The following is a 23,108-nucleotide window of genomic DNA, read 5'->3' as shown; positions in this document are numbered from 1 at the left end:
CGGAGCCTCGTCCGGTCCTGTCCGGGGTGAAGAAATCCACCCCTGCCGTCGTCCCGCCCCGCACACCAACGTAGCTCCGGGTGATCTACCCGGCGAGTTGGGCTTTTCGGGTGAGCCGGGGCGCGGTGGATATCCCCGTCCGGGCCGGGGCGCCCGTCACAGGATCGCGAGGGGATTGACCGGGGAACCGGTGGCCGAGGGCAGCCGGAGCGGGGCGATCACGCAGAGGAAGGACCAGCGGCCCTCCTGGGCGCAGACCGGCGCGAGGTCCTCGAACCGCAGGTAGTCGAGCAGATGCAGCCCCATCGCGTGGACGGCGAGCACATGCACCGGGTGCGCGACCCCCTGCACGGCGCTGGGGCCGGTGTCGTTGTTGCCGTCGCTCCCGAGCACCGACACCTCCCGCTCCGCCAGGAACTCCATGGCGGCCGGATGGAGCCCGGCACGAGCGCCGGACACGTCCCAGGGGCCGAGTTCCTCGCGCCGCAGGCGGTGCCCGACCCGCACGAGGAGAATGTCGCCCCGGCCCACTCGAAGCCCCTGCTCGGCCTCGGCGGCGGTGAGGTCGTCGGCGGTCACGTGCGACCCGGGTTCGAGCCAGGGCACGCCGTGCAGTCGTGGGATGTCCAGGAGAACCCCGCGGCCGACGATGCCGTCGCGGGCCAGATCGACGGACAGGGCCCCGGCGCCGTCCGGTGAGAGCACGTCCGCCGCCGGCAGGCCGCCGTGCAGCGTGCCGTCGTAGATGACGTGGCACAACGCGTCGAGGTGGCTGTTCACGTCACCGTGAACGTTCATGGCGAAACGGTCGCGCGCGAAATCCAGGCCGCTCGCACCAGGGCGGCCACCTTCCGGAGCGGTGAGCCGGTGCTCGGCCGGTTCGGTGTCGTCCGGTGCGACACGTGTGTTCACGGGGGCCGCGAGCGACACCGAGCGACCGGACCGCACCTCGCGGACGGCCGCCAGCACCTGTGCCTCGGTGATCGTCTCCAGGGCGCCCCGGCCCGCGCCGCCGCCGGGTGCCGCGTCCCTCAACCGTCGGTACAGCGACCGGAAGTCGGCCTCGCTCATCACCTGGGACGTCCGCATCTCCCCACCATCCGGCAGCAGCCGGATTACCGCACACCGAGTCGCCCGCGCGGTGTTGATCCGGGGCGCGGGTTCGGGTCCTTCGGTGCGTTTTTCAGCAGGACGTGGTGGAGCACGGCCTCGATGTGACCGGGATCGAGGCGCCTCCCGACTCCATGGAGGTCGGTCGCATGTTCGCCCAGCGTGGCGTACCGATCAGCAAGCTCCTGCGTGCCTTCCGGCTCTCCCCGCCGGGGGGAACCTCCTGAGCCACCTGCCTGGCCTGAATACCCCCTCGACCACTTCGACGTCCACCAGGGACCGTGGCAGTCGTCCTCGGCCGGTCAGCGGGGACGGCACCGGGCTCCCCGGACGTAGCGGCCCGGGAGCGCGGGCAATGCACGCTTCAAGCAAAGGGGACGGAATGAGCATGTACGACTACGTCATCGTCGGCGCCGGATCCGCGGGCTCCGTGCTGGCGGCCCGGCTGTCGGAGGACCCCGAGGTCCGGGTGGCGCTGATCGAGGCGGGCGGCCCCGACACCGCGCAGGAGATCCATGTCCCGGCCGCCTTCCCGCAGTTGTTCAAGTCCGGCCTCGACTGGGACCTCGACTCCGACCCGGAGCCGGGGATCTGCGACCGGCGGACCTACCTGCCCCGCGGGAAGATGTTCGGCGGCTCCAGCTCGATGAACGCGATGATCTACATCCGGGGCAGCCGCGCCGACTACGACGGCTGGGCCGCGGCCGGGGCCACGGGCTGGTCGTACGCCGACGTGCTGCCGTACTTCCGGCGCGCCGAGGACAACGAGCGCGGCGCGGACGAGTTCCACGGGGTGGGCGGGCCGCTGACGGTCAGTGACGGCCGGTCCGTGCACCCGCTCTCCTCGGTCTTCGTACAGGCCGCCCAGCAGGCCGGGCACAAGGCGAACGACGACTTCAACGGCGAGACGCAGTTCGGCGTCGGGCGCTACCAGCTGACGCAGCGCGGCGGCATGCGCTGCAGCACGGCCGTCGCCTATCTGCACCCCGCGCTCGAACGGCCGAACCTCACCGTGCTCTCGCCGGCCAGGGCCCACCGCGTGGTGATCGAGGGCGGCCGGGCGACGGGTGTGGAGGTGGAGCGGGGCGGCAGTGTCGAGGTGATCCGCGCCGAGCGCGAGGTGATCCTGTCCGCGGGTGCCTACGAGTCGCCGAAGCTGCTGATGCTGTCCGGGGTCGGTCCCGCCGCCGCCCTGTCCGCGTTCGGCATCGACGTCGTACGCGATCTGCCGGTCGGCCAGGGCCTGCAGGACCACTACATGACGCTGCTGAACTTCCGTACCGATGTCGAGTCGCTGATCAGCGCGGCGAGCCCGGAGAACGCCGCGCTGCTGCAGAACGAGGGGCACGGCCCGCTGACCTCCAACATCGGGGAGGCCGGCGGCTTCTTCCGCAGCCGGGACGGCCTGGAAGCCCCGGACGTGCAGTTCCACGCCGCCCCCGTGCTCTTCCATCAGGAGGGGCTCGGCGCGGTCACCGAGCACGGCTTCGCCTTCGGCCCGTGCGTGGTGGCCCCGACCAGCCGCGGCGCGGTGAGCCTGCGCTCCACTCGGCCGGACACCGCGCCCCGGATCCTGCACAACTACCTGGTGACGGCCGAGGACCGGGACTGCATCGTCGCAGGGATCCGGATCGCCCTGGAGATCGCGGCGCAGCAGGCGGTGGCCGACGTCGTCACGGGGCCGTACGGCGACGTGCCGGCCTCGGACTCCGACGCGGACCTCCTCGCCTGGGCGCGGCGGTCCGGGCAGACGCTGTACCACCCGGCGTCGACCTGTGCCATCGGCGCGGTGGTCGACCCCGAGCTGCGCGTGTACGACGTGGCCGGCCTGCGGGTCGTCGACGCCTCGGTGTTCCCGTCGGTGCCGCGCGGGAACACCAACGCGCCCACGATCATGGCCGCGGAGAAGGCCGCCGACCTCGTCAAGGCGGGCAACGGCGCCGAGGGAGCCGCGTGATGACGACTTCCGTACCCGCCACCGACCAGATGTAGCTCGCCGATCAGCTCCCGCAGTTCGTCGGCAGCGTCCGGGTGTTCGCTGAGCAGCGACTCCAACTCCAGCTGCCACACGCGGAGCAGGCGCTGCCGCACCCGCTCGGTGTCGTCCGCTCGCACGACCAGGGCCGTATTGTTGTCCAACTGGGCCTCGATGGCCGCCTGCTGACCCTCTCCACGGCGGCCGAACCGCTCGGCGATCCCGCCCCGCGCGACCGTCCAGGAGTCGGGGCCATGGCCCCGACCACCATCGCTCCGTACGCCCATTGTCCATCCTGATGATCAAGTCCGGCACGGGGGCGGGGCTGTCAGTCGTGTCGGGCATGCTGGTGGGTGAGTCGAGGCACAGGGGGCGGCACGTGGGCGGAGTCGATACGGCACGGGGCATGGGGTTCCAGACGGCGTGCGCCATTCTGCAGCTGATCCGCACTCCGGAGGAGCACCCGGAGGCCGACACCTTCCGGGTGGAGGGCGCCGACGAAGCCATCGACTTCGAGGTGCGTGACGCGGAGGGCCGGCCGCTGCTGCTCGCCCAGGCGAAGACCCGCGTCGAGCCGGGCTCGTGGTCCGGCCCGGAGCTGGTACGGCTGGCCCGCCGTTGGGGAGCCGCGGACCCCGGCGGTACGGCGGTGCTGCGGTTCCTCTCGGACGCCCCCGTGCACCAGTCGGGTCAGGCCCTGCGGGACGCGGTGGCGCGGGCCCGGGCCGTGCCCGACCCCGGCCGGTGGCTGGCGGAGTGCGAGGGCCTGGTTCCGGCCTCACTCGGACTCACCACCGAGGACCACGCGCTGCTGCGACGGCTGGAGATCGAGACCCGGATCGGCCCCTGGGAGCAGATCCTCGACCAGGCCCGGCTGGAGCTCCTGCGGCTCTCCCCCGTCGCGATGGCGGCGGCCGAGGTCGACAGCACCGTCGACGCCCTGTTCGTGAAGATGTTCCAGTGGTCCGGGGACCGCCGCCTCGCCCGGCGCACGGTCCGGCTGGACGAGCTTCCCGGTCTCCTGCGCGGCCGTCGGGCGGCGTCCGGGGCGGTGGCCGGCGAGGCGCCCGGGCCCGTCCGGGCCCCGTTCCGCGACGTCCCCTCGGCCGCGGGCGTGCGCGGCCGCGGCCGGGAACTGGCAGCGCTCAGGGAGCGGTTCCTGCAGGAGCCCGATGCGGGCACGGTCCGCGTGGTGGTGTCCGGACTCGGCGGGATCGGCAAGTCGAGCATCGCCCGGCTGTACGCCCACCGGCACCGGGACGCGTACGAGTTCGTCTGGTGGATCCCCTCCGACACCCGGGAGGACGTTCTCGCCGCCTACCGGCGGATGCTCGCCGAGGAGCGGCCGGAGACGGAGGCGACGACCGAGGACGAGATCCTCGCCCAGGTCGGCCGCCGCCTGGCCCACCTCGGCCCCCGGCTGCTGCTGGTGTACGACAACGTGGCCGACCGCGAGCAGTTGGCCGGATTGCTGCCCGCCTGCGACGGCGCGCACCTGCTGGTCACCACCCGCGACTCGGCGTGGGCCGCGGCGGACGGCGGGCTGGTGGTGGAGCGGATGTCGGCCGACGAGGCCACCGAGTGGGCCGGGGAGCGGCTGCCGGGTGCCGCAAGCGCAGAAGTATCCGCGCTGGTCGACGCGGTGGAGGGCATCCCGCTCGCCATCGCCCAGGCCACCGGCTACATAGCGGCGACCCAGTGCCCGGTCGACGTGTATCTGACGGAACTGGCCGACTGCCGGACCCGGTTGCTCGACGACCCCGGCTTCGTGCCGCTCGACTACCGGCAGGGCGCGACGCTGACCGCCGCGGTGACTCTGAGCGTGCGGAAGGTGCTGGAGCAGGCGTTCGACTCGCCCGCGACCTCGGGGAAACGGCTCGCCGCCGAACTGCTCACCCGGTGTGCCCTGTTGGCGCCGGACTTCATCCCGCTGCATCTCGCCACGCTCGACCTGCCGACCGGATCGGCCGTCTACGGCGCCGTGGCCCAGCTGCGCAGGTTCTCTCTGGTCGATCCCCGGGACGGTGTGCTCGCGATCCATCGCATCGTGCAGGAGATCACTCGGGGGATGATGGACGACGACACGGTGGACGGGATGCAGGGCCGCTTCGAGTACGAGCTGGCCATGCGACTGGTGGAGAGCCAGAAGCGGCACACATGGGCCGAGGCGGCCACCCTGATCGAGCACGCGGTCCATGTGGCGCGCAATGTGCGCGGCAGCGGCCGGGCGAGCGGCAGCACCGTCGCGCTGCTGGCCAATGTCGCCGGAGCGATCTCGACCGTGAACGGTGATCCGGCGCGCAGTGAGGAGCTGTTGCGCGAGGCGCTGGAGATCGTGGACGGTGACGACGGGGCGGCCGTGGACCACCCGGTGTACCGGCGGGCCGCGACGACGGTCACCCTGGCCCAGATCCTGATGAACCTGTCGCGGTTCGAGGAGAGCGCGGAGGCGGCGCGGGCCGCGTGGAACCTGCTGGAAGGCATGGACACACTCGACGCGGAGGGGCTGGAACACCTCCTGTTGGCCCATGTCTACGACATGCGCGCGGCAGTGGCGCTGGACCGGATCTTCGACTTTGCCCTGGCCCACAATCGCCTCCAGAAGGTGCTCAGGCGCGAGGACGTGGCTCCCGCACTCGCCTTCCGCATCCGACTGGAACAGATCCAGATGCTCGTGTGGATCCAGCACTGGGACACAGCTGCGATGGTCATCGAGCGAGCCACGGCGGAGGCTCCGGCTGAGGCGGAGACGAGCGCTGAGCTGCGCTTCCTGGACGCCATCGTCAAGGCCTCCACGGGCCTGGAGGAGGAGGCCCTCGCCGTCACCGCCGGGATCCCGGAGCCCGCCGAGCGGACGGCCGTGACCGTCATGCGTCGCCACGCGGACCACATGGTGGCGGCAGCCCATGCCCTGATGGTCGGCAGTCTCGACCGGCACGACGAGGGGCTCACCACGGAGGTCTGGATCCTGCAGGCCGCGGAGTCGATGATCGACCGGGCCGAGGCCTTGCTGAGAGCGCACACCAAAGCCGGGCCGGACGTGCTGGCTCCGGTCGTTCAGCGGCGCGCGGTACTGGCCTGGACCCGGCATGTGGTGGGGCATCCGGACGGCGACATGGAGCTGTGCCGCACGCTCATGCGAGAGAGCCTCGGGCTGTTCGGGGAAGCGGATCAGAGCCACCTACCGCTCGCAGCCACGACACAGCGCTTCCTGGAAGTCCTCGGGCAGGACGCCCAGGCCGAGCGTCCCAAAACGGTGGACCGGCCCGCGCCCGTCCTTTTTCCGCTGTCGCCATCGGGCGGCGGCGGTGCGCAGCCGATGCCCGCGTTCCCATGGAGGGAGGCCGTGACACTCGCCCGGGCCGTTCCGCCGGACGCGCGCCTGCTGTACAGCCTGATCGGAGTGACCTGCTACCACCTGGGCGGGCAGGAAGCCCCCTCCCCCATCTTCCTGTCCCTGGCGTTCGCCACGGCGCTGCGCGCCCTGGGGCTGAAGAGCCGACTGATCCCTGCAGAGTTGCGCGTGACCCAAGGGGACGGCGAGCCACTCCACCTGCCTGAGTGGCGGCTCCCGCCGACGGTCACGGAGGGCGGGGAGGTCCTGGGGCACGTCGCGGTCTGGTGTGAGGGCGCCGGGCGAATGGTGGACCTGGCGCTGCTGCTGGGCCAGAGCCGGTTCGGGCCCGGCGCCGCAGAGCGTGAGATCTTCCGGACTGCGGCGGTCTTCCCGGCGCCCGGGTTGGACGCTCTGCTCGGCAGCCGCCTGGCCACCCACCGAGCAGGACACCTGCTCGCGTACGAGTTCCGTCCTGACTGGGAGGAGCAGCTCAGCGCGGTGGTGGCGCGCCTGGACAGACCGGCCGTCGCCGCCTTCGCACAGGCACTTGCCACATCCGCGGCCCTGGCCGCCGAGACCGGACCGCAGCCCTGACGCAGAGCCCGGCTCAGGAAGGCCGCGGCGGTCTCACCCACCCCAGCGACCGCTCCACGGCCCGCTGCCAGTTCTCGTACTCCCACTGCCGCACCTCGGGGTCCATGTCGGGCAGCCACTGGCCGGCCCGGTGCCAGTTGCGGCGCAGCACCTCCAGGTCCGACCAGTAGCCGGCGGCGAGGCCGGCCGCGTAGGCGGCGCCGAGGGAGACGGTCTCGGCGACCATCGGCCGCACCACGGGGACGTCGAGCACGTCGGCCACGCACTGCATGAGCAGGTTGTCGGCCGTCATACCGCCGTCCACCTTGAGCTGCTTGAGGGCGAGCGAGGAGTCGGCGTTCATGGCGTCGACGACCTCGCGCGTCTGCCATGCAGTGGCCTCCAGGACGGCTCGGGCCAGGTGTCCCTTGGTGATGTACGAGGTGAGGCCGACGATGACCCCGCGCGCGTCGCTGCGCCAGTGGGGCGCGAACAGACCCGAGAAGGCGGGCACGATGTAGCAGCCGCCGTTGTCCTCGACCGACCGCGCGAGGGTCTCGATCTCCGGGGCGCTGCTGATCAGTCCCAGCCGGTCGCGGAACCACTGGACCAGTGCGCCGGTGACGGCGATCGAGCCTTCCAGGGCGTAGGCGGGCGGCGAGTCCCCGATCTTGTACGCGACGGTGGTGAGGAGTCCGTTCCGGGACCGTACGAGGTCGTTGCCGGTGTTGAGCAGCAGGAAGCTGCCCGTTCCGTAGGTGCACTTCGCCTCGCCCGGGGAGAAGCAGGTCTGGCCGAACAGGGCGGCCTGCTGGTCGCCGAGGGCGCCCGTGATGGAGACGCCCGGAAGCAGCGAGCGCGCGTCGCCGTACGTCTCGGCGGAGGACCTGATCTCGGGCAGCATCGAGTGGGGCACGCCGAAGAAGGCCAGGAGTTCCTTGTCCCAGGTGAGGCTGCGGATGTTCATCAGCATCGTGCGGCTGGCGTTGGTGGGGTCGGTGATGTGCAGGCCGCCGTCGGCGCCGCCGGTGAGGTTCCAGATCAGCCAGCTCTCGATGGTTCCGAACAGCACCTCGCCGTCCTTGGCACGCTGCTCCAGGCCCTTGACGTGGTCGAACAGCCAGCGGATCCGCAGCGCCGAGAAGTAGGTGGAGGGCGGCAGACCGCACCGCTCCAGGAAGAACTCCTCTCCGGGTTCCTGTCCGAGCGCCTCGACGAGCGGCGCCGTGCGGGTGTCCTGCCAGACGATCGCCCGGCCCAGCGGGGCGCCCGTGCGCCGGTCCCAGAGCACGGTGGTCTCCCGCTGGTTGGCCAGGCCGATGGCGGCGACCTGTCCCGTGTCGAGGCCGGCGCCGGACAGGGCCTCGGGCACGACGCGCCGCAGGTTGTGCCAGATCTCGACGGCGTCGTGCTCGACCCAGCCGGGCCGGGGGAAGTGCTGCTGGTGCTCCCGCTGCGCGACCGACACCAGCCGTCCACGGTGGTCGAACAGAATGCATCGGGTGGAGTTGGTCCCCTGATCGATGGACATTACGTACCGTTCAGCCATGATCGGGTCTGCCTTCCGACGGGTCGGGGAGCGGCGGGTCCGGGTCTACCAGCGAGTGGCCCCCAGGTCTCTGGAGATCGCCCGCGCGGCCTCGCGGATCAGGGTGATCTGACTCGGGCGGGGGTGGCCCTGGCTGTCGCAGATCCGCTCGACGGGCCCGGACAGCCCGATGGCGCCGACGACGAGGCCGCCGTGGCCCCGGATCGGCGCGGCGAGCCCCGCCTCGCCCATGCTCATCTCCTGGATCTCGGCGGCCCAGCCGAGTTCCCGTACCTCGGCGAGCGCCCGGGTCAGCTGCTCGGGAGTGACCAGGGTGTGCCGGGTGTACGACTCCAGCTGCAGTTCCTGGCCCGGCTCCAGGGACGCCGCCCCGTAGGCCAGCAGTACCTTGCCGAGCGAGGAGGCGTGCAGGGGCAGCAGCGAGCCCACGTCCAGGGTCTGGAAGGTGTCGTCCGGCCGGAACACGTGGTGGACCACGAGAACCCGGCCCTCCAGCGGGGTCCCGAGGCGCACCGATTCCCCGCTGCGGGCGGCGAGGGCGTCGGCCCAGTTGAGGGAGCGCGACCGCAGCTCGTTGACGTCCAGGTAGCTGGTGCCGAGGTGCAGCAGGGCGGCCCCGAGCTGGTACTTTCCGGTCGCCGCGTCCTGTTCCACGAAGTCCACGTGCTGGAGGGTGCGCAGGATGCCGTGGGCGGTGCCCTTGGCCAGGCCGAGCGAGGCCGCCACCTCGCCTAGCCCGAGTCGGCGGGGCCCGGCGGCCAGCAGCCGCAGGATCGCCGCCGCCCGTTCGATCGACTGGACTGGGCCGGCCATGAAGCGAGCGTATTACCGCCACGGGCGCTTCGCTTCATGGGCGGATGGGGCGGCCGCGCTTCGGGCGGGACGCGAGGCGTTCGGTAATGCCGACCGCCGTTCATTGACCCGCCTGGTTTGTCTCCATAACGTGCTTCACAGCCCGGAAAAGCGACCACGGAACGGCGCACGGTCGGCAGGAACACCCGAGGAGTGAACATGGCGGCTCAGCTCAACACGCTGGTGCGTGAGGCGTGCGAACACGTGTGTCCGCTGCCTCCCGTCACCGGCGCCGTCCCGGCCGTACGCCGCCGTGTGCGCGCCGTCCTCGCCGACTGGGACGTGTCCTTGGAGATCGTCGACGACGCTCTGCTGATGGTGTCCGAGCTGGTCACCAACGCGATCGTGCACGCCCTGCCCCCGGCCAGGCTCCGCATGTCGTGGGTTCGGTCCGACGGGCGCTGCACCCTGCGCGTCGAGGTCACCGACACCGGTCCCGCGCTGCTGGGCGGACGGTCCCGGGCCGGGATCGACCCGGACGAACACGGCCGGGGCGAGGCGATCGTGCACGCCCTCGCGACGCGTCACGGCATACGCGTCCACGCCGGCGGGGTCACCCGCTGGGCCGACCTCGTCGCCGCCTGACGCCCGGACTCCGACCGGGACTGCGCGGGGACGGGTTCGGCCACGGTCTCCTTGCGCAGCAGAAGCAGGGCGGCGTCGTCGTGCAGCCGCCCGCCCACGTGGGCCAGCAGTTCGTCATGGAGCGCGGTGAGCGTCCGCGCCGGCTCGTCGCACGCGTGCCGGGCCACTCCTTCGGCCAGCGGGTAGAACTCGCGAGCGTGATCCCGGGCCTCGGTCACCCCGTCGGTGTAGAGCAGCAGCTGGTCTCCGTCGGCGAAGGGCAGGACCTGGAGGCGCGGGGCCTGACCCGACAGGGCGCGCAGCCCGAGCGGCGGAGCGGGATCGTCGGCCTCCACCGCCTCGACCTCACCGGACGCGGAGATCATCAGCGGGGGCGCGTGTCCGCAGTTCACGACCTCCAGCTGCCCCGTCCCCGGGTAGCCGGCGACCACGGCGGTCACGAAGTCGTCGGGGCCGAGATTGCGCGCCAGGCTCCGCTCGATCCGGCCGACGACGGCGAGCAGGTCGGGCTCGTCGTAGGCGGCCTCACGGAAGACGCCGAGCACCAGTGCTGCGGTCCCCACCGCCGGCAGCCCCTTGCCGCGCACGTCGCCGACGATCAGCCTGACCCCGTGCGGGGTGGACACGAGGGCGTACAGATCCCCGCCTATCCGGGCCTCGGCCGCGGCGGCGCTGTAGCGGACGGCCACCTGGAACGGGCCGACGGTCTCCGGGACGGGCTGGAGAAGGGCGTGCTGGGCGGCCTCGGCGACCGTGCGGACGGCCGCGAGGACCCGTTCCCGGCGGCCGCGCAGCGCGCTGGCCAGGGCACTCGCCCCGGTGACGGCCAGCAGGGCGGACAGGACGGCCGCCAGTTCGCGCGCGGGAACCCCGCCCCTGGTGCCCAGCACCGCGCCCAGCACCACGGCCAGGAGACCGACGCAGAGCACGCCACGCGGCCCGTTGGTGGTGGCGGCCAGCGCGGGTCCGGCCACCAGCAGCGGCAGGCAGATCATCCCCGCGCCACCGGCGAGGTCGACGATGACGATGACGGAGACGATCAGCACCGGCAGCACGGGCAGTCCGGCAGCGAGCGGCCCGGCGGTACGCCGGCGGCCGGCTGTCCGGGGCAGGTCCGCTCGCTTGCTCGACAGCCGTATCGGCCAGTGGTGTCGCGCCTGGCTCATGTCTCGTCCGAAGTCCTCGCCTTTACGGGGTACACATCCCGGAATGTCCGGTCAGTCCAGGAAACGGGCTGAGCGTGGGCAGCCACAAGGCGTGGATTTTCAGATAGTGAGCGAGAGGCCCCTGGTCACACGGCTCGCGATCGGGATCAGCCGGGACCGGATCTCCTGGAGCTGCGCGTGCCGCTCCACCGGCAGGGAGACACCGAGCGAGCCGAGCGTGTCCCCGCAGTAGACGGGCACGGCGACGCACACCGTGCCGAGTGCGTACTCCTCGAGGTCCGTGACGGCCGGTGCCAGGGGGGAGGTGTCGAGCCTGCGCAGCAGTTCCGGACGGCTGGTGATGGTCCGCGGCGTGAGATCGGGGAGGCGGTGCCGGGACAGGTATTCCTGGCGGCTGTCCCCGTCCAGTTCCCGCAGCACGGACTTGCCCAGCGCGGTGGCGTGTGCGGCGTCCTCGAACCCCACCCACAGCTCCGCCCTGGGCGCGCGGGGGCCGTCGACGATCTCGGCGACCCTGATCTCGCCGTCCTCGTAGAACGTGAGGTAGGCGGCGCAGGCCAGCTCGTCCCGCAGCGCGGCGAGCGTCGGGCGGACGCGGGTGAGCAGGGCCTGTGTGTTGCCCGCCGAGTGCAGCAACGTCAGCTTCTCGCCCAGCACGAAGACACCGTCGTCGAGTTTGCGCAGGTATCCGTCGTGGACCAGGGTGCGCAGGAGGTGATAGGCGGTGGCCAGGGGCAGCCCGGTCTCACGTGCCAGCTGTTTCGCCGGCGCGCCGTTCTCGTGCGCGCTCACCGCCTCCAGCAGCCGGAAGGCTCGCTGCACGGACGTGATGAGCGTCGGGCCGTCCTGAGCACCCATACGAACAGCCTGCGTCGGGCACCCGGCACAGGCAAGCAGGAATCACAGGGCGGGCGCGGCCAGGACCGTGCGGCAGTCGCGCCCGGCGTCGGCGCTGAGCAGGTCCTGGAGCCGGGTGAAGAGGGCGAGGAGGTCGGGGCCCCACCGGTCGCGGAAGGCGGGGTCGATGCGGGCGAGGTCGAGTTCGTTCGCGGCCGACAGTTCGGCGAAGTCCCGGCGCAGCTGCGGCTCGGGAACCCGGGAGAGGCCGGTGAAGCGGTCGTGGACGGGGGCGTCGGGCCGGGCGAGGTCCGGGTAGGTGGCCTTGCGGTCGCAGGAGGCGTACACGTAGACGATCTCCTCGGCCTCGGCGCCGATCACCGCCGCGAGGTCCGTACGGCGGTCCACGGGCAGCAGTCCGGTGGGAAAGCCGTCGGTGCCGTAGAACGCGTGGCACAGCCCGGCGAGCTGGAGGGCGGGGCGGGCCTGCCACAGGGCGAGCCGGTCCTGGACGCGCCTCAGGTGCGCGAGCAGGGTGCCGCCGGGGTGCGCCATGCCTTCCGCTCCCAGGTCGCGCAGCAGGGCCACGGCCCGGTCGGCGGCGGGGAAGGCGGGCTCGGTGTTCGTGTCCATGCGCTCTTTCTCTCTCAGGTCGTCGCGTTCATGCCGTAGCGGTCATGTCGTCGGTCAGCTTGTCGCGGTCATGTCGTCGGGTGGGGCCGGACGGACGCCGGAGCGGAACTTCGGGACGCGTACGGTGATCTTCGTGCCGGCCCCGACGCCGGTCTCGATGACCAGGCCGTGCGCGTCGCCGTACACCTGGCGCAGTCGCATGTCCACATTGCTCAGGCCGATGCCGGCGGACGGGTCACCCCTGCCGCGCAGGATCTCGCGCAGGCGCTGCGGGTCCATGCCGACGCCGTTGTCCTCGATGACGACCCGGGCCTCGGTGCCCTCGTCCTCCGCGATGATCGTGATGCGGCTGCGCTCGACGGAGTCCTCCAGACCGTGTTTGAGCGCGTTCTCGACGAGGGGTTGCAGGCAGAGGAAGGGCAGGGTGACCGGCAGCACCTCGGGGGCGATCCGCAGGGTCACCTCCAGGCGTCTGCCGAAGCGGGCGCGGGCGAGTTCGAGGTACTGCTCGATGGAGCGCAACTCCTCCGCGAGGGTGGTGAAGTCGCCGCCCCGACGGAAGGAGTAGCGGGTGAAGTCGGCGAATTCCAGGAGGAGTTCACGGGCCCGCTCGGGGTCGGTACGGACGAACGAGGCGATGCTCGCCAGGGAGTTGTAGATGAAGTGCGGGGAGATCTGGGCGCGCAGGGCCCGGATCTCGGCCTCGATCACGCCGGAGCGGGCCCGGTCCAGGTCGACGAGTTCGAGCTGGACGGAGACCCAGCGGGCCACTTCCTCGACGGCCCGCACGATCACGGCGGACTCCTGGTCGCCGAACGCGGCGAGCGTGCCGGGAGCCCGGCCGTCGACGCTGAGCGGTGCCACGACCCCCCGGCGGACGGGGCAGGTGTCGTCGTCGCAGGACAGCGCGAAGGTCTGGGTGCGGCCGGTGCGCAGGGCCTGGGCGAGGTGTGCCTCGGCCTCGTCGCGGTGGTGGTCGCCGACGCCGTCCCAGGCCAGCACGGCCTCCTCGTCGGTGAGGGCGAGGGCGACCGTGCCGAGCAGGGGGCGCAGTCGCCGGGCCGCCTTGCGGGCGGTGTCCGGGGTGAGGCCGGCGCGCAGGGGCGGTGCGGCGAGCGAAGCGGTGTGCAGGGTGTGGAAGGTGGCCCGTTCGACGGGGGTGCCGGGACCCGCCGGGTTCTCCTGCTGTCGGCGGGCGCCGGCATGACCGAGGACGGCACCGAGCACGAACAGGGCAAGCGCGGCGAGGGCCAGAACGACGGTGCCGAGTGCGGTCACGGGCGCCCCTGGGAGTCGAGCAGGGCGGGCCCCCCGGCGAGCGTCTGCGGCAGACGGAGCCGGGCCATCATGGCGGCGCCGATTGCCGGGACGCAGACGCGGACGGCCAGGAAGACGGTGCAGAGTGCGCTCACGGGCGCCCCTGGGAGTCGAGCAGGGCGGGCCGCCCGGCGACCGTCTCCGGCAGATGGAGCCGGGCCATCATGGCTGCGGTGCTCGCCGGGACGCGGGTGCGGGTGGCCAGGGAGATCAGGACCATCGCCGCGAACCCCGCGGGCACCGACCAGACGGCGGGCCAGGCCAGCAGGGTGTGCAGCGGGCCGGTGCGGGCGCCGCCCGCGATGGTCACCGTCACCGCGGTGAGCGCCGAGCCGCCGCCGAGGAGCAGTCCGGCGACGGCGCCGGGCGGGGTGAGGCCGCGCCACCAGATGCCGAGGAGGAGCAGCGGGCAGAACGAGGAGGCGGACACGGCGAAGGCCAGGCCGACCGCGTCGGCCACGGGCAGGTCGCTGACGACGCTGTTGGCGGCGGTGGGTACGGCGATCGCCGGCAGGGTCGCCAGCCGGAAGTGCCGGATGCCGAGGGTCGGCAGCACGTCCTGGGCGAGGACGCCGGCGACGGACATGGTGAGTCCGGAGACGGTGGACAGGAACGCCGCGCAGGCGCCGCCCGCGACGAGGGCGCCGAGCAGGTCGCCGCCGACCCCGCCGATCAGCCGCTGCGGCAGCACGAGGACGGCCGCGTCGGTGTCGCCGGTGAGCAGCAGGTCGGGCGCGTAGAGGCGGCCGAGCGCGCCGTAGAGCGGGATCAGCAGGTAGAAGGCGCCGAGCAGGCCGAGTACGACGAGGGTGGTGCGGCGGGCGGCGCGGCCGTCGGGGTTGGTGTAGAAGCGCACGACGACATGCGGCAGGCCCATGGTGCCGAGGAACGTGGCGAGGATCAGCCCGTAGGTGGCGTACAGGCCCTGCTGTTCGCGGCCGGCCGAGAGCGGGTTCGCCCAGCTCGACGGGGCCGCCCGGGCAATGCCTTCGTCGGGCCGGGGCACGCGGGCGCCGGGCGGGAAGCGCAGGGTGGTGTCGGCGCCGATCCGGTGGGGGCCTGCGTCGAGGGTGAGCGGGCCGCCGTCCAGGGCCCGTCCGTCGACGGTTCCGGTCGCGGTGATCCGTACCGGCTCGTGGACGGTGAGGGTCAGCGGACTGTCGAACCGCACCGGTGTGGAGCGCCGGAAGACGGGCCGTTCGTCCCAGGACGGGGCCGGGGTGTGGTCCGCCCGCCAGGCGAGCAGCAGGAACACGGCGGGCACCAGCAGGGCGGTGAGTTTCAGCCAGTACTGGAACGCCTGGACGAAGGTGATGCTGCGCATGCCTCCGGCGGCCACCGCCACGGTGACCACGGCGGCGACGACCAGGCCGCCGAACCAGCTGGGCGCGCCGGTGAGCAGCCGCAGGGTCAGTCCGGCGCCGCGCAGTTGGGGCAGCAGATAGAGCCAGCCGACGCCGACGACGAGCACGCTCGCGATCCGGCGGACGGCCCGGGACTCCAGCCGTGCCTCGGCGAAGTCGGGCAGGATGTAGGCGCCGGAGCGGCGCAGCGGGGCGGCGACGAAGGCCAGCAGGACCAGGAATCCGGCGGTGTAGCCAATCGGGAACCACAGCATGTCGACGCCCTGGGCGAGGACCAGTCCGGTGACGCCGAGGAAGGAGGCGGCGGACAGGTACTCGCCGCTGACGGCGAACGCGTTGAGCCGGGGCGGCACGCTGCGCGAGGCGACGTAGAAGTCCGAGGTGGTCCGGGAGATCCGCAGACCCAGCGCGCCGACGAGCACCGTGGCCAGGACCACGGCCGTCACGCCGGCTATTGCGTACGTCCGGTTCAACGCGCGGTCACGTCACCCTCGTTGCCCTCGGCACGGTGGACGTACCAGGCGCCGGTGCACAGCAGGGCGGGATACGGCGCCACGCCCAGGACGAGCCAGATGCTCGGCCAGGTGTCGGCGGGCGGAAGCATCCGCAGCAGTACGGGGAGCAGGCCCAGCGAGGCCGCGAGCAGGAGGGTGGCGGTCAGCGCTGCCCGGATCTGACGGCGCATCAACGACCTTACGGCCGAGTCGTCGTCGGCCCGGGCGGTTGCGGGGCGGGGCCGGGGCAGCCTGGTTCGGCCGGTGCGGTCGGTGCTGGGCCGTCCGGTGACCACTTCCCTGCGAGGGACGGACTCCGCACCCATGACGACTCCCCGACACCGCGGTGATCACCTTGTTGCGGCGAGTGTACGCAGCGCGTCATCGGTGAGGTAGACGCCGGACGAGGTTCGCACACGCTCGCCACAGCCGTCCGCGGTCATCGCGGCCTGCCCACGGCTCCCTGGGCCTGCCGCGCCAGCAGGTCCCGCAGTTCCCGGGCGTTGCGGCGGCTCACGGCGAGGATCCGGTCGCCCACGCGGACGGTCAGGTTGCCGCCGTCCAGGCGCAGTTCCTCGATGCGGCCGAGGGCGACCAGGCGGCTGCGATGGATGCGGACGAAGCCGCGCGAGCGCCACTGTTCCTCCAGCGCGGACAGCGGGATCCGCAGAAGGTGGCTGCCGTGCGGGGTGTGCAGGCGTGCGTAGTCGCCCTGTGCCTCGACGTAGGTGATGTCGGCGATGGGGACGAAGCGTGTCACCCCGCCCAGTTCCACGGGCACCTGGTCGCCGAACGCGTGGGCAGGGCCCTGCACGGCCCGGGTCAGCTCGGCGACGCGCCGTACGGCCTCCGCGAAGCGCTCCTTGCGCAGGGGCTTGAGGAGATAGTCCACGGCCTTGAGGTCGAACGCCCTGAGCGCGAAGTCCTCGTGGGCGGTGACGAAGACGATCAGCGGCGGTGCGGCGAAGCCGCCGAGCAGGTCCGCCAGGTCGAGGCCGCTGAGGCCGGGCATGTTGATGTCGAGGAAGACGACGTCGATGGCCTCGGCGCCGTCCGGCCCGGCCTCCCTGGCCCGTTCGAGCAGGCGCAGGGCCTCGGTGGCGTCCGGGGCGGCCAGGACGGTGCCGATCCGCGGGTCGCCGCCCAGCAGGTACAGCAGCTCCTCCAGGGCGGGTTCCTCGTCGTCCACCGCGAGTGCGCGCAGCATCTCCCGCATCTCCTCGTCTCCGCTTCCCTGCGAACACCCAGACTGTCAGTCCGGCAGCCGCATGCGCACCCGCTCCCCCGGACCGACGCGCACCACGCGGTCCGGCAGCCGGATGTCGATGGGCGTGGGCCCCGAGGCCTTCGGCATGGCGGCCTCCAGCTGGCCGTGCCGCAGCCGCAGCCGTACGCCCCAGTGGCCCTGGTAGCGCAACGAGAAGCCGTACGAGGAGAGTTCCGGGAGCGGGACGGGGTCGAGCCAGAGTTCGCTGTCGCGGGTCTCCAGGCCGGTGAGGCAGCGCTGGACGAGGCCGAGGGTGCCGGCCATGGCACCGAGGTGGATGCCCTCGCCGGTGGTGCCGCCCTGGACGTCGGCGATGTCCCCGCGCAGCGCCTCCTGGACGAAGGACCAGGCGTCGGCGCGGCGGGCGCGGGCCAGGATCCAGCCGTGGACCAGTCCGCTGAGGGTGGAGCCGTGCGTGGTGCGGTGCAGGTAGTAATCGACCGTGGCGGTCCAGGTGTCCTCGTCGAGGCGGTGGCCCAACCAGGCGAAGAGGGAGTGGAGTTCGGCCGGTGGGAACAGGTAGCCGAGCATCAGGACGTCGGCCTGTTTGGACGCCTTGTAGCGGTTGACGGTGTCGCCCTCCGCCTCCAGGATCCGGTCCAGGCGCCGGATGTCGCCGTACCGTTCGCGGTAGCCGTGCCAGTCCAGTTCGGCGAGGTTGCCGTAGCCGTCGAACTGGCTGACCACGCCCTCGTGGAAGGGCACGTGAAGGGTGCGGGAGACCTCCTCCCAGCGGGCGAGTTCGCCCTCCTCCAGGCCGGTGCTCTCGACGAGTTCGCGGCGGCGCGGCTCGGGCAGGGAGCGCAGCAGGTCCAGGGTGCGGATGAGGACCCAGGCGGCGGTGACGTTGGTGTACGCGTTGTCGTCCAGGCCGGGTTCGGGTGCGCCGGGATAGGCGTCGTGGTACTCGTCGGGGCCGACCACGCCCCGGATGCGGTGCCGGCCGAGGTGTTCGTCGTAGGTGGCCGAGTCGGCCCAGAAGCGGGCGATCTCGAGGAGCGTCTCGGCGCCCTCGGTGTGCAGGAAGTCCATGTCGCCGCTGGCCTCGCAGTACTGCCACACGTTGTACGCCACGGCCGAGCCGACATGCCGCTGCAGCCGGGAGTAGTCGGGCAGCCAGCGCCCCGAGCGGGGGTTGAGGTGCAGCTCCTGGGTCTCCTCGCGGCCGTCGCTGCCGCTCTGCCACGGGTACAGAGCGCCGCGCAGGCCGGCCTCGCGGGCCGCGTGCCGGGCAGCGTCCAGGCGGCGGTGGCGGTAGTGGAGCAGGGCGCGGGAGACCTCGGGCAGGTGGAGGTTGAGGTAGGGCAGGACGAACAGCTCGTCCCAGAAGACGTGTCCCCGGTACGCCTCGCCGTGCAGTCCGCGTGCGGGCACGCCGACGTCGAGGTCGGCCGTGTGCGGGGAGAGGGTCTGCAGGACGTGGAAGAGGTGCAGGCGCAGGATGCGGCCGGGATCTCCGGGTACGTCGAGTTCGGCCCGCCGCCACAGCTGCTCCCAGGCGGTGAGGTGCGAGGTGAGCAGCTCGTCGAAGCCGGGCGCGTCGGCGACCCGGTCGAGAGCCGCGCGCAGCGGGTCGCTGATGGCCGGGTCGTGGGAGGTGTGCAGGGCGACGATCTTGTCGACGGTGACAGTACGGCCGGCTTCCAGGGAGAGCCGCAGGTTCTGTACGGCCCGCTGCTCCTCGTGCGCGTCCCACATCGGCGCGTCGGCGGCCAGCCGTGAGGCGAGCCCGATGGCGGTGTCCGAGGTTCGGGTGTGGCAGCGCAGCCACACCGTGCCGGGCGTGGCGCTGCCCGCCTCGATGCGGGTGAGGTGACGGCCGTCCAGGTCCCGGTAGCGGGCCACTCCGGAGTTGGTGACGCTCCCGTCGAGCGCGGCCTCGACGTCCAGCTCGACGGTGCGGCCCTCGACGGTGAGATCGGTGCGCAGGGCGGCGAGGTGCGGGTCGGCCATGTGGACGAGACGGAGCTGCCGTACGAGCAGCATGCCGTCGGCGCCGAGCCGGAAGCGGGTACGGCGCTCCAGTACACCGGGGTCCAGGTGGAGGATCTGCTGGTGCTCGGTGACCGTGGCGGTGTCGGGGGTGAGCCAGTCATGCCCGGCGAGGCGGAAGCGGAGGGGCAGCCAGTTGGGCAGGTTGACCATGTCCTCGTTGGTGACCCGGCGCCCGGCGATCTCGGAGGTGAGCCGGTTGTAGCAGCCGGCCGCGTAGGTACCGGGGTAATGCACAGCGTCCGCGGCGCACTCGGGCAGCGCCCCGCGGGTGGCGAAGTAGCCGTTGCCCAGGGTGCACAGGGACTCCCGCAGGCGTTCCTCCGCGGGGTCGTAGCCTTCGTACTCCCACAGCAGACCGGTCACCGAAGCGGTCCTTCCGTCCTCCATGGTCCAGTCTGCCTCGATGTGGGGAGATCGGCCTGCGGAGGGGGTACGACGGGCGAGGACCTCGTGTCCCCGCCCGTCGCGCCGGTCAGGGGTAGCTGACGAGGTTCGCCACGTTGGTGGCCGAGTTGGAGGGTCCTCCTGTGTTGTTGACGACGTGGCTGATGGTGCCGGTGCCGCCGAGTGAGACGGTCACCATGCTGGTGAAGCGGACGCCGGAGGTGTTCGGTGCCTCGATGGCGTGCGCGGCGGTGACGGAGGGGTTGACGTTGAAGTAGCAGTAGCTGCCGAGGCCGTAGGCCTGGTGGCTGGTGACGGAGTCGGCGACTTTGTAGGCGGCGTAGCCCTGGATGGAGCCGTTCATCCAGGCCGCCTGGTTCGGCGGGTCGTAGGGCATCTCGTTCTGGAAGAAGTAGGTGCGGCCGCCGTTGCCGTTCCAGAGCACCTGGTACTTCTGGAAGTGCTCGACGAACAGCCCGTACATGGTCACGTCGTCGCCGTTGACCACGAGCCCGGTGTCGGCGGTGTTGCTGGTCCAGCCGACGCCGCTGCCGTGGTCGGCGCGCCAGATCCACATGTGGTCGCCGATGACGTTGTCGCTGTTGACGACGATGCTGGTGGCGGCCTTGCCGACGCCCGCGCCGCCGACGCGGACGTAGACGTCGTGCACGGAGGTCGGGTCGGCCGCGTGGGAGGCGGTGGAGCCGGTCGGCCCGACCTCGAGCAGGGTCTTCGAGCTGGTGGTGCCGGCGTCGAAGAGCAGGCCTGCGATCTTCACGCCGTCGACGTCGGCGACGGTCATCGCGGTGATGCCGTTGTCCGGGACGAAGGTGGCGAGGCCGAGGCCCAGGACGACGGTGTCGGGGCGGGTCACCTTCAGGGTCTGGTCCAGGTGGTAGACGCCCGGGGTGACGAGGAGGTTCTTGCCCGCGGCGAGCGCGGAGTTGATCTGGGAGGCGGTCGCGCCCGGCTTGACCACGTAGAAGGTGTCCAGGGACAGCGAGCTGCCCGCCGGGCCGGAGCCGGCCCAACTGGTCGCGGTGGAGTGGGACCGCACCGCCGGCACGAACACCTGGTAGGCGCCGTTGCCGTCGACGTACAGGAACGGCTTCTCCCGGGTGACCGGGCTCTGCGCGACCGTCGTGTACGGGGGCTTGGGGAAGCTGGCGGACGGTACGCCCTGGCTGCCGGCGAAGACCATGTTCCAGTTGGAGCCGGTCCAGCTGCCCAGCTGGGAGTTGCGGGTCAGCCACTGCTGCTGGCTGCCGGAATCGACCTGTCCGTCGACCTTGCTGTCGGCGAGGTAGCCGCCGCTGGACCAGCCGCCGTCGTCCAGGGTCAGGTTGCCCCGCAGGTGCATGCGCCGGTACGGCGCCGCCTGCGAGACTGCCCAACGGTCGCTGCCGCCCGTGGGGTTGACCGACAGGTTCTCGGCGCCACGCCAGAAGTTCTGTGTGGCGTTGCCCTGGAACCAGTCCGCCTCCGCGTGCACCGCGCCGTTGACGGAGACGGCGTCGGGGGTGAGGCCGAGGCCCAGCACCTGGGTGTAGAAGCCGACGTTGACGTCCGCGCTGTAGGCGCCGGGCTTGAACAGCACGGCGTAGCGCTGGGAGCCGAACTGGTTGGTCTCCTGCTGCTTGAAGATGGTGTCGAGCTTGCCCTGGATGGCCGAGGACGACATCGACGGGTCGAAGACGACGACGTTCGGGCCGAGGTCGGGGTTGCCGGCGGACTGGGTCACCGGGACCACCTGGAAGCGCTGGGCGGCGGTGCCGTTGCACGTGTACTGCACGAACTGCACGCTGTCCGCGAGCGAGGCGCCCGGATCGTCCAGGCACTTGCCGCTGCCCCGGTTGACGAGGTGGAAGGCGCCGCCGCCGTCGTCCACCGGCAGCCACTGCTGGTTGGCGCCGCCGCCGTAACTCCACAGGTGGACCTGGGCGTTGTCGGCGGTGGAGACGTCGGCGACGTCCACGACCTGGCCCGTGTTGTTGCCGTTGCCGATACGGACGTAGCCGTCGCCGGTCGCGGTGAAGCTCCACTGCTGTGCGGTGGTGCCGTTGCAGGTGTACTGCTGCACGACGGTGCCGTTGGCGGTGCCGGCCGCCTTGGCGTCCAGGCACTTGCCGCTCGCGGCGTTCACCACGGTGGCGAGACCGGTGGGCAGGGCGGCGGCCGCGGAGGTCGCGGCGCGCGCGGGTGCCGCGGTGAGCAGGGACGCGGCGGCCACGGCGACCAGCGCGCCGGCCGTCGTTCTGCGACGGCGGGTGAAAGGAAGCACGGGTTCTCCTGGCGTGTGGGGGTCAGCCGGTGTAGCCGGCGAAGACGCGGGTGTAGTCCCAGGCGGACTGGGAGACGCCGGAGCAGCTGTCGGCGGGGCCACCGGTGCACGGGCGGTCGCGGTTGGCGGACCAGAAGGTGAGGCGGGCGACGTGGTGCTGCTGGGCGTAGGCCAGGATGGTGCGGAAGTCGCTCACCGTGACGGTCTCGTTGTTGTCGGTGATGCCGTTCATGGACGAGATGCCCATGTCCCGGTAGGCCTGGTCGTCGCTGTAGTGGTAGGCGTTCTTCAGCGCGTTCTTCAGGCCTTCGGCGGCCTGCGTGGATAGGTTGCCCATGTTCTGTCCGGCGCCGCCGAAGTCGAACGGCATGATCGCCCAGGCGTCCACGGTCAGCCGGGAGGAGGCGGCCCGGTTGATAAGGCTGGTGTCGGGGCCGCTCTGCCCGGTGCCGATGGTGATGTACACCTTCAGACCGGGGTTGTCGGCCTTCACGGTCCTGAGCGCGTCCACGGTGCGCTGCTGCACGGTGGGGTTGCTGTAGGCGTCGGCCTCGATGTCGATGTCGATCGCCTTCAGGCCGTAGGCGCTGATCACCTTCTGGTAGGCGTCGGCGAGTTCGCCCGCGCTGGAGCAGGAGCTCTCCAGCTTGTTGCCGCTGTAGCCGCCGAAGGACGGGATGATGTCACCGCCGTTCGCCCGCACGGTGTTGACGGTCTGCTGGTCGACTCCGCCGGTCAGCGGGCGGCTGCCGTCCCACTGGGGGTTGCAGTAGCCGTTGCTGAGCACGAAGGCGAGCGTGAACCACTTCACGCCGGTGGCCTGGGTGATCGTGCTCGGGTTCGGCGGGCTGCCCCAGCCGTTGTAGAGGTACGGCGCCACGGCCATGGGCGCGGACGGGGCGGTGCCGCCGTCTGCCGCGGGCGCGTTCCACTTCTGGTTGGCGCCGCCGCTGCAGCTCCAGATCTGGGCGCGGGCGCCGTTGGCCGCGGAGTTGTCGGTGACGTCCAGGCACTTGTCGGCCTGCGGGTTGACGATGTCGTGGGCGGCGGTGACGGTCCACTTCTGGTTCGCGCCGCCGGTACAGGACCACAACTGGACCTTGGCGCCGTCGGCGGTGGAGTTCCCGGTGACGTCGAGGCACTTGCCCAGGGCGCGGACGGTGCCGTCGCTGCCGACCGTCCACTGCTGGGCGGCGGTGCCGTTGCAGTCGTAGAGCTGAACGGCCGTGCCGTCGGCGGAACTTGCCCCGGCGACGTCGAGGCACTTTCCGGCGAGACCGGTGATGGTGCCGGTGGCGGCCTGGGCCGGCGCGGCGGTGAGCAGGCCGGTGGCGAGGGACAGGGCGGCGAGCGAGACGGCTGCGGGGAGTGGTCTGGCCATGTGCGGGG

Annotated in this window: 18 protein-coding genes; 4 read left to right on the top strand and 14 right to left on the bottom strand. The window is 71.9% G+C overall.

The window, feature by feature from the left end:
* Positions 1-156: 156 nt before the first annotated feature.
* The gene (locus ACFYZZ_RS35050; protein WP_389184875.1) at positions 157-1,089 is read right to left on the bottom strand and encodes a cyclase family protein; all 933 of its coding nucleotides are present in this window, start codon (positions 1,087-1,089) and stop codon (positions 157-159) included.
* A 403-nt stretch (positions 1,090-1,492) separates the two neighbouring features.
* On the opposite strand from ACFYZZ_RS35050, the gene ACFYZZ_RS35045 reads away from it, so the two are divergent.
* The 3 genes from ACFYZZ_RS35045 (at position 1,493) to ACFYZZ_RS35035 (ending at position 7,016) form a co-directional block, all read left to right on the top strand.
* On the top strand, positions 1,493-3,067 hold the full coding sequence (locus ACFYZZ_RS35045) for a GMC family oxidoreductase (protein WP_389184873.1): 1,575 nt from the start codon (positions 1,493-1,495) through the stop codon (positions 3,065-3,067).
* Between the two features lie 74 nt (positions 3,068-3,141).
* On the top strand, positions 3,142-3,384 hold the full coding sequence (locus tag ACFYZZ_RS35040) for a hypothetical protein (protein ID WP_389184871.1): 243 nt from the start codon (positions 3,142-3,144) through the stop codon (positions 3,382-3,384).
* A 107-nt stretch (positions 3,385-3,491) separates the two neighbouring features.
* Positions 3,492-7,016, top strand: a complete 3,525-nt coding sequence (locus ACFYZZ_RS35035; protein ID WP_389184868.1) for an NB-ARC domain-containing protein — start codon at positions 3,492-3,494, stop codon at positions 7,014-7,016.
* 13 nt (positions 7,017-7,029) lie between these two features.
* Here ACFYZZ_RS35035 and glpK read toward each other — a convergent pair whose 3' ends face one another.
* Together glpK and ACFYZZ_RS35025 are read right to left on the bottom strand one after the other, a co-directional pair.
* Positions 7,030-8,544: a glycerol kinase GlpK gene (gene glpK, locus ACFYZZ_RS35030; RefSeq protein WP_389184865.1), complete on the bottom strand. Its 1,515-nt coding sequence runs from the start codon at positions 8,542-8,544 to the stop codon at positions 7,030-7,032.
* A 45-nt stretch (positions 8,545-8,589) separates the two neighbouring features.
* A complete protein-coding gene (locus ACFYZZ_RS35025; RefSeq protein ID WP_389184862.1) occupies positions 8,590-9,357 on the bottom strand; it encodes an IclR family transcriptional regulator in 768 nt (255 codons plus the stop codon).
* A gap of 198 nt (positions 9,358-9,555) precedes the next feature.
* Here ACFYZZ_RS35025 and ACFYZZ_RS35020 point away from each other — a divergent pair, with 198 nt between their 5' ends.
* Positions 9,556-9,981 carry an ATP-binding protein gene (locus ACFYZZ_RS35020; RefSeq protein WP_389184859.1) on the top strand — a complete coding sequence of 142 codons (426 nt, stop codon included), beginning with the start codon at positions 9,556-9,558 and terminating at the stop codon, positions 9,979-9,981.
* Here the strand turns inward: ACFYZZ_RS35020 and ACFYZZ_RS35015 are convergent.
* The 11 genes from ACFYZZ_RS35015 to ACFYZZ_RS34965 form a co-directional block, all read right to left on the bottom strand.
* A complete protein-coding gene (locus ACFYZZ_RS35015) occupies positions 9,921-11,147 on the bottom strand; it encodes a PP2C family protein-serine/threonine phosphatase (RefSeq protein ID WP_389184856.1) in 1,227 nt (408 codons plus the stop codon). The genes ACFYZZ_RS35020 and ACFYZZ_RS35015 overlap by 61 nt on opposite strands.
* Before the next feature lie 99 nt (positions 11,148-11,246).
* Complete coding sequence (locus ACFYZZ_RS35010; protein WP_389184853.1) at positions 11,247-12,005, bottom strand: IclR family transcriptional regulator; 759 nt, start codon at positions 12,003-12,005, stop codon at positions 11,247-11,249.
* 42 nt (positions 12,006-12,047) lie between these two features.
* Positions 12,048-12,617 carry a DUF6817 domain-containing protein gene (locus ACFYZZ_RS35005; protein WP_389184850.1) on the bottom strand — a complete coding sequence of 190 codons (570 nt, stop codon included), beginning with the start codon at positions 12,615-12,617 and terminating at the stop codon, positions 12,048-12,050.
* Positions 12,618-12,671: 54 nt separating this feature from the next.
* Entirely contained in the window at positions 12,672-13,895 is a 1,224-nt protein-coding gene (locus ACFYZZ_RS35000; protein ID WP_389184847.1) for a sensor histidine kinase, read from the bottom strand.
* Positions 13,892-14,029 (bottom strand): hypothetical protein, encoded by a 138-nt coding sequence (locus tag ACFYZZ_RS34995; protein WP_389184844.1) that lies wholly within the window; start codon positions 14,027-14,029, stop codon positions 13,892-13,894. The genes ACFYZZ_RS35000 and ACFYZZ_RS34995 overlap by 4 nt, the downstream gene beginning before the upstream one ends.
* Positions 14,026-15,771, bottom strand: coding sequence for a cation acetate symporter (locus tag ACFYZZ_RS34990; RefSeq protein ID WP_389184841.1), 1,746 nt, complete (start codon positions 15,769-15,771; stop codon positions 14,026-14,028). Before ACFYZZ_RS34990 ends, ACFYZZ_RS34995 begins: the two co-directional genes overlap by 4 nt.
* Positions 15,768-16,118 carry a hypothetical protein gene (locus tag ACFYZZ_RS34985; protein WP_389184838.1) on the bottom strand — a complete coding sequence of 117 codons (351 nt, stop codon included), beginning with the start codon at positions 16,116-16,118 and terminating at the stop codon, positions 15,768-15,770. Before ACFYZZ_RS34985 ends, ACFYZZ_RS34990 begins: the two co-directional genes overlap by 4 nt.
* Positions 16,119-16,231: 113 nt before the next feature.
* Positions 16,232-16,999, bottom strand: coding sequence for a LytR/AlgR family response regulator transcription factor (locus ACFYZZ_RS34980; RefSeq protein ID WP_389184835.1), 768 nt, complete (start codon positions 16,997-16,999; stop codon positions 16,232-16,234).
* Positions 17,000-17,044: 45 nt separating this feature from the next.
* Entirely contained in the window at positions 17,045-19,441 is a 2,397-nt protein-coding gene (locus ACFYZZ_RS34975) for a glycoside hydrolase family 65 protein (protein ID WP_389184833.1), read from the bottom strand.
* 85 nt (positions 19,442-19,526) lie between these two features.
* The gene (locus ACFYZZ_RS34970) at positions 19,527-21,719 is read right to left on the bottom strand and encodes an RICIN domain-containing protein (protein WP_389184830.1); all 2,193 of its coding nucleotides are present in this window, start codon (positions 21,717-21,719) and stop codon (positions 19,527-19,529) included.
* 22 nt (positions 21,720-21,741) lie between these two features.
* Positions 21,742-23,100 carry a lectin gene (locus ACFYZZ_RS34965; RefSeq protein ID WP_389184827.1) on the bottom strand — a complete coding sequence of 453 codons (1,359 nt, stop codon included), beginning with the start codon at positions 23,098-23,100 and terminating at the stop codon, positions 21,742-21,744.
* Positions 23,101-23,108: the final 8 nt, after the last annotated feature.

Origin of the sequence: Streptomyces sp. NPDC001816 (genome assembly GCF_042892235.1) — a bacterium.
Taxonomy (GTDB): domain Bacteria; phylum Actinomycetota; class Actinomycetes; order Streptomycetales; family Streptomycetaceae; genus Streptomyces.
The sequence above is the reverse complement of the archived record's forward strand: the minus strand, read 5'-3'. Positions and strand labels throughout refer to the sequence as shown.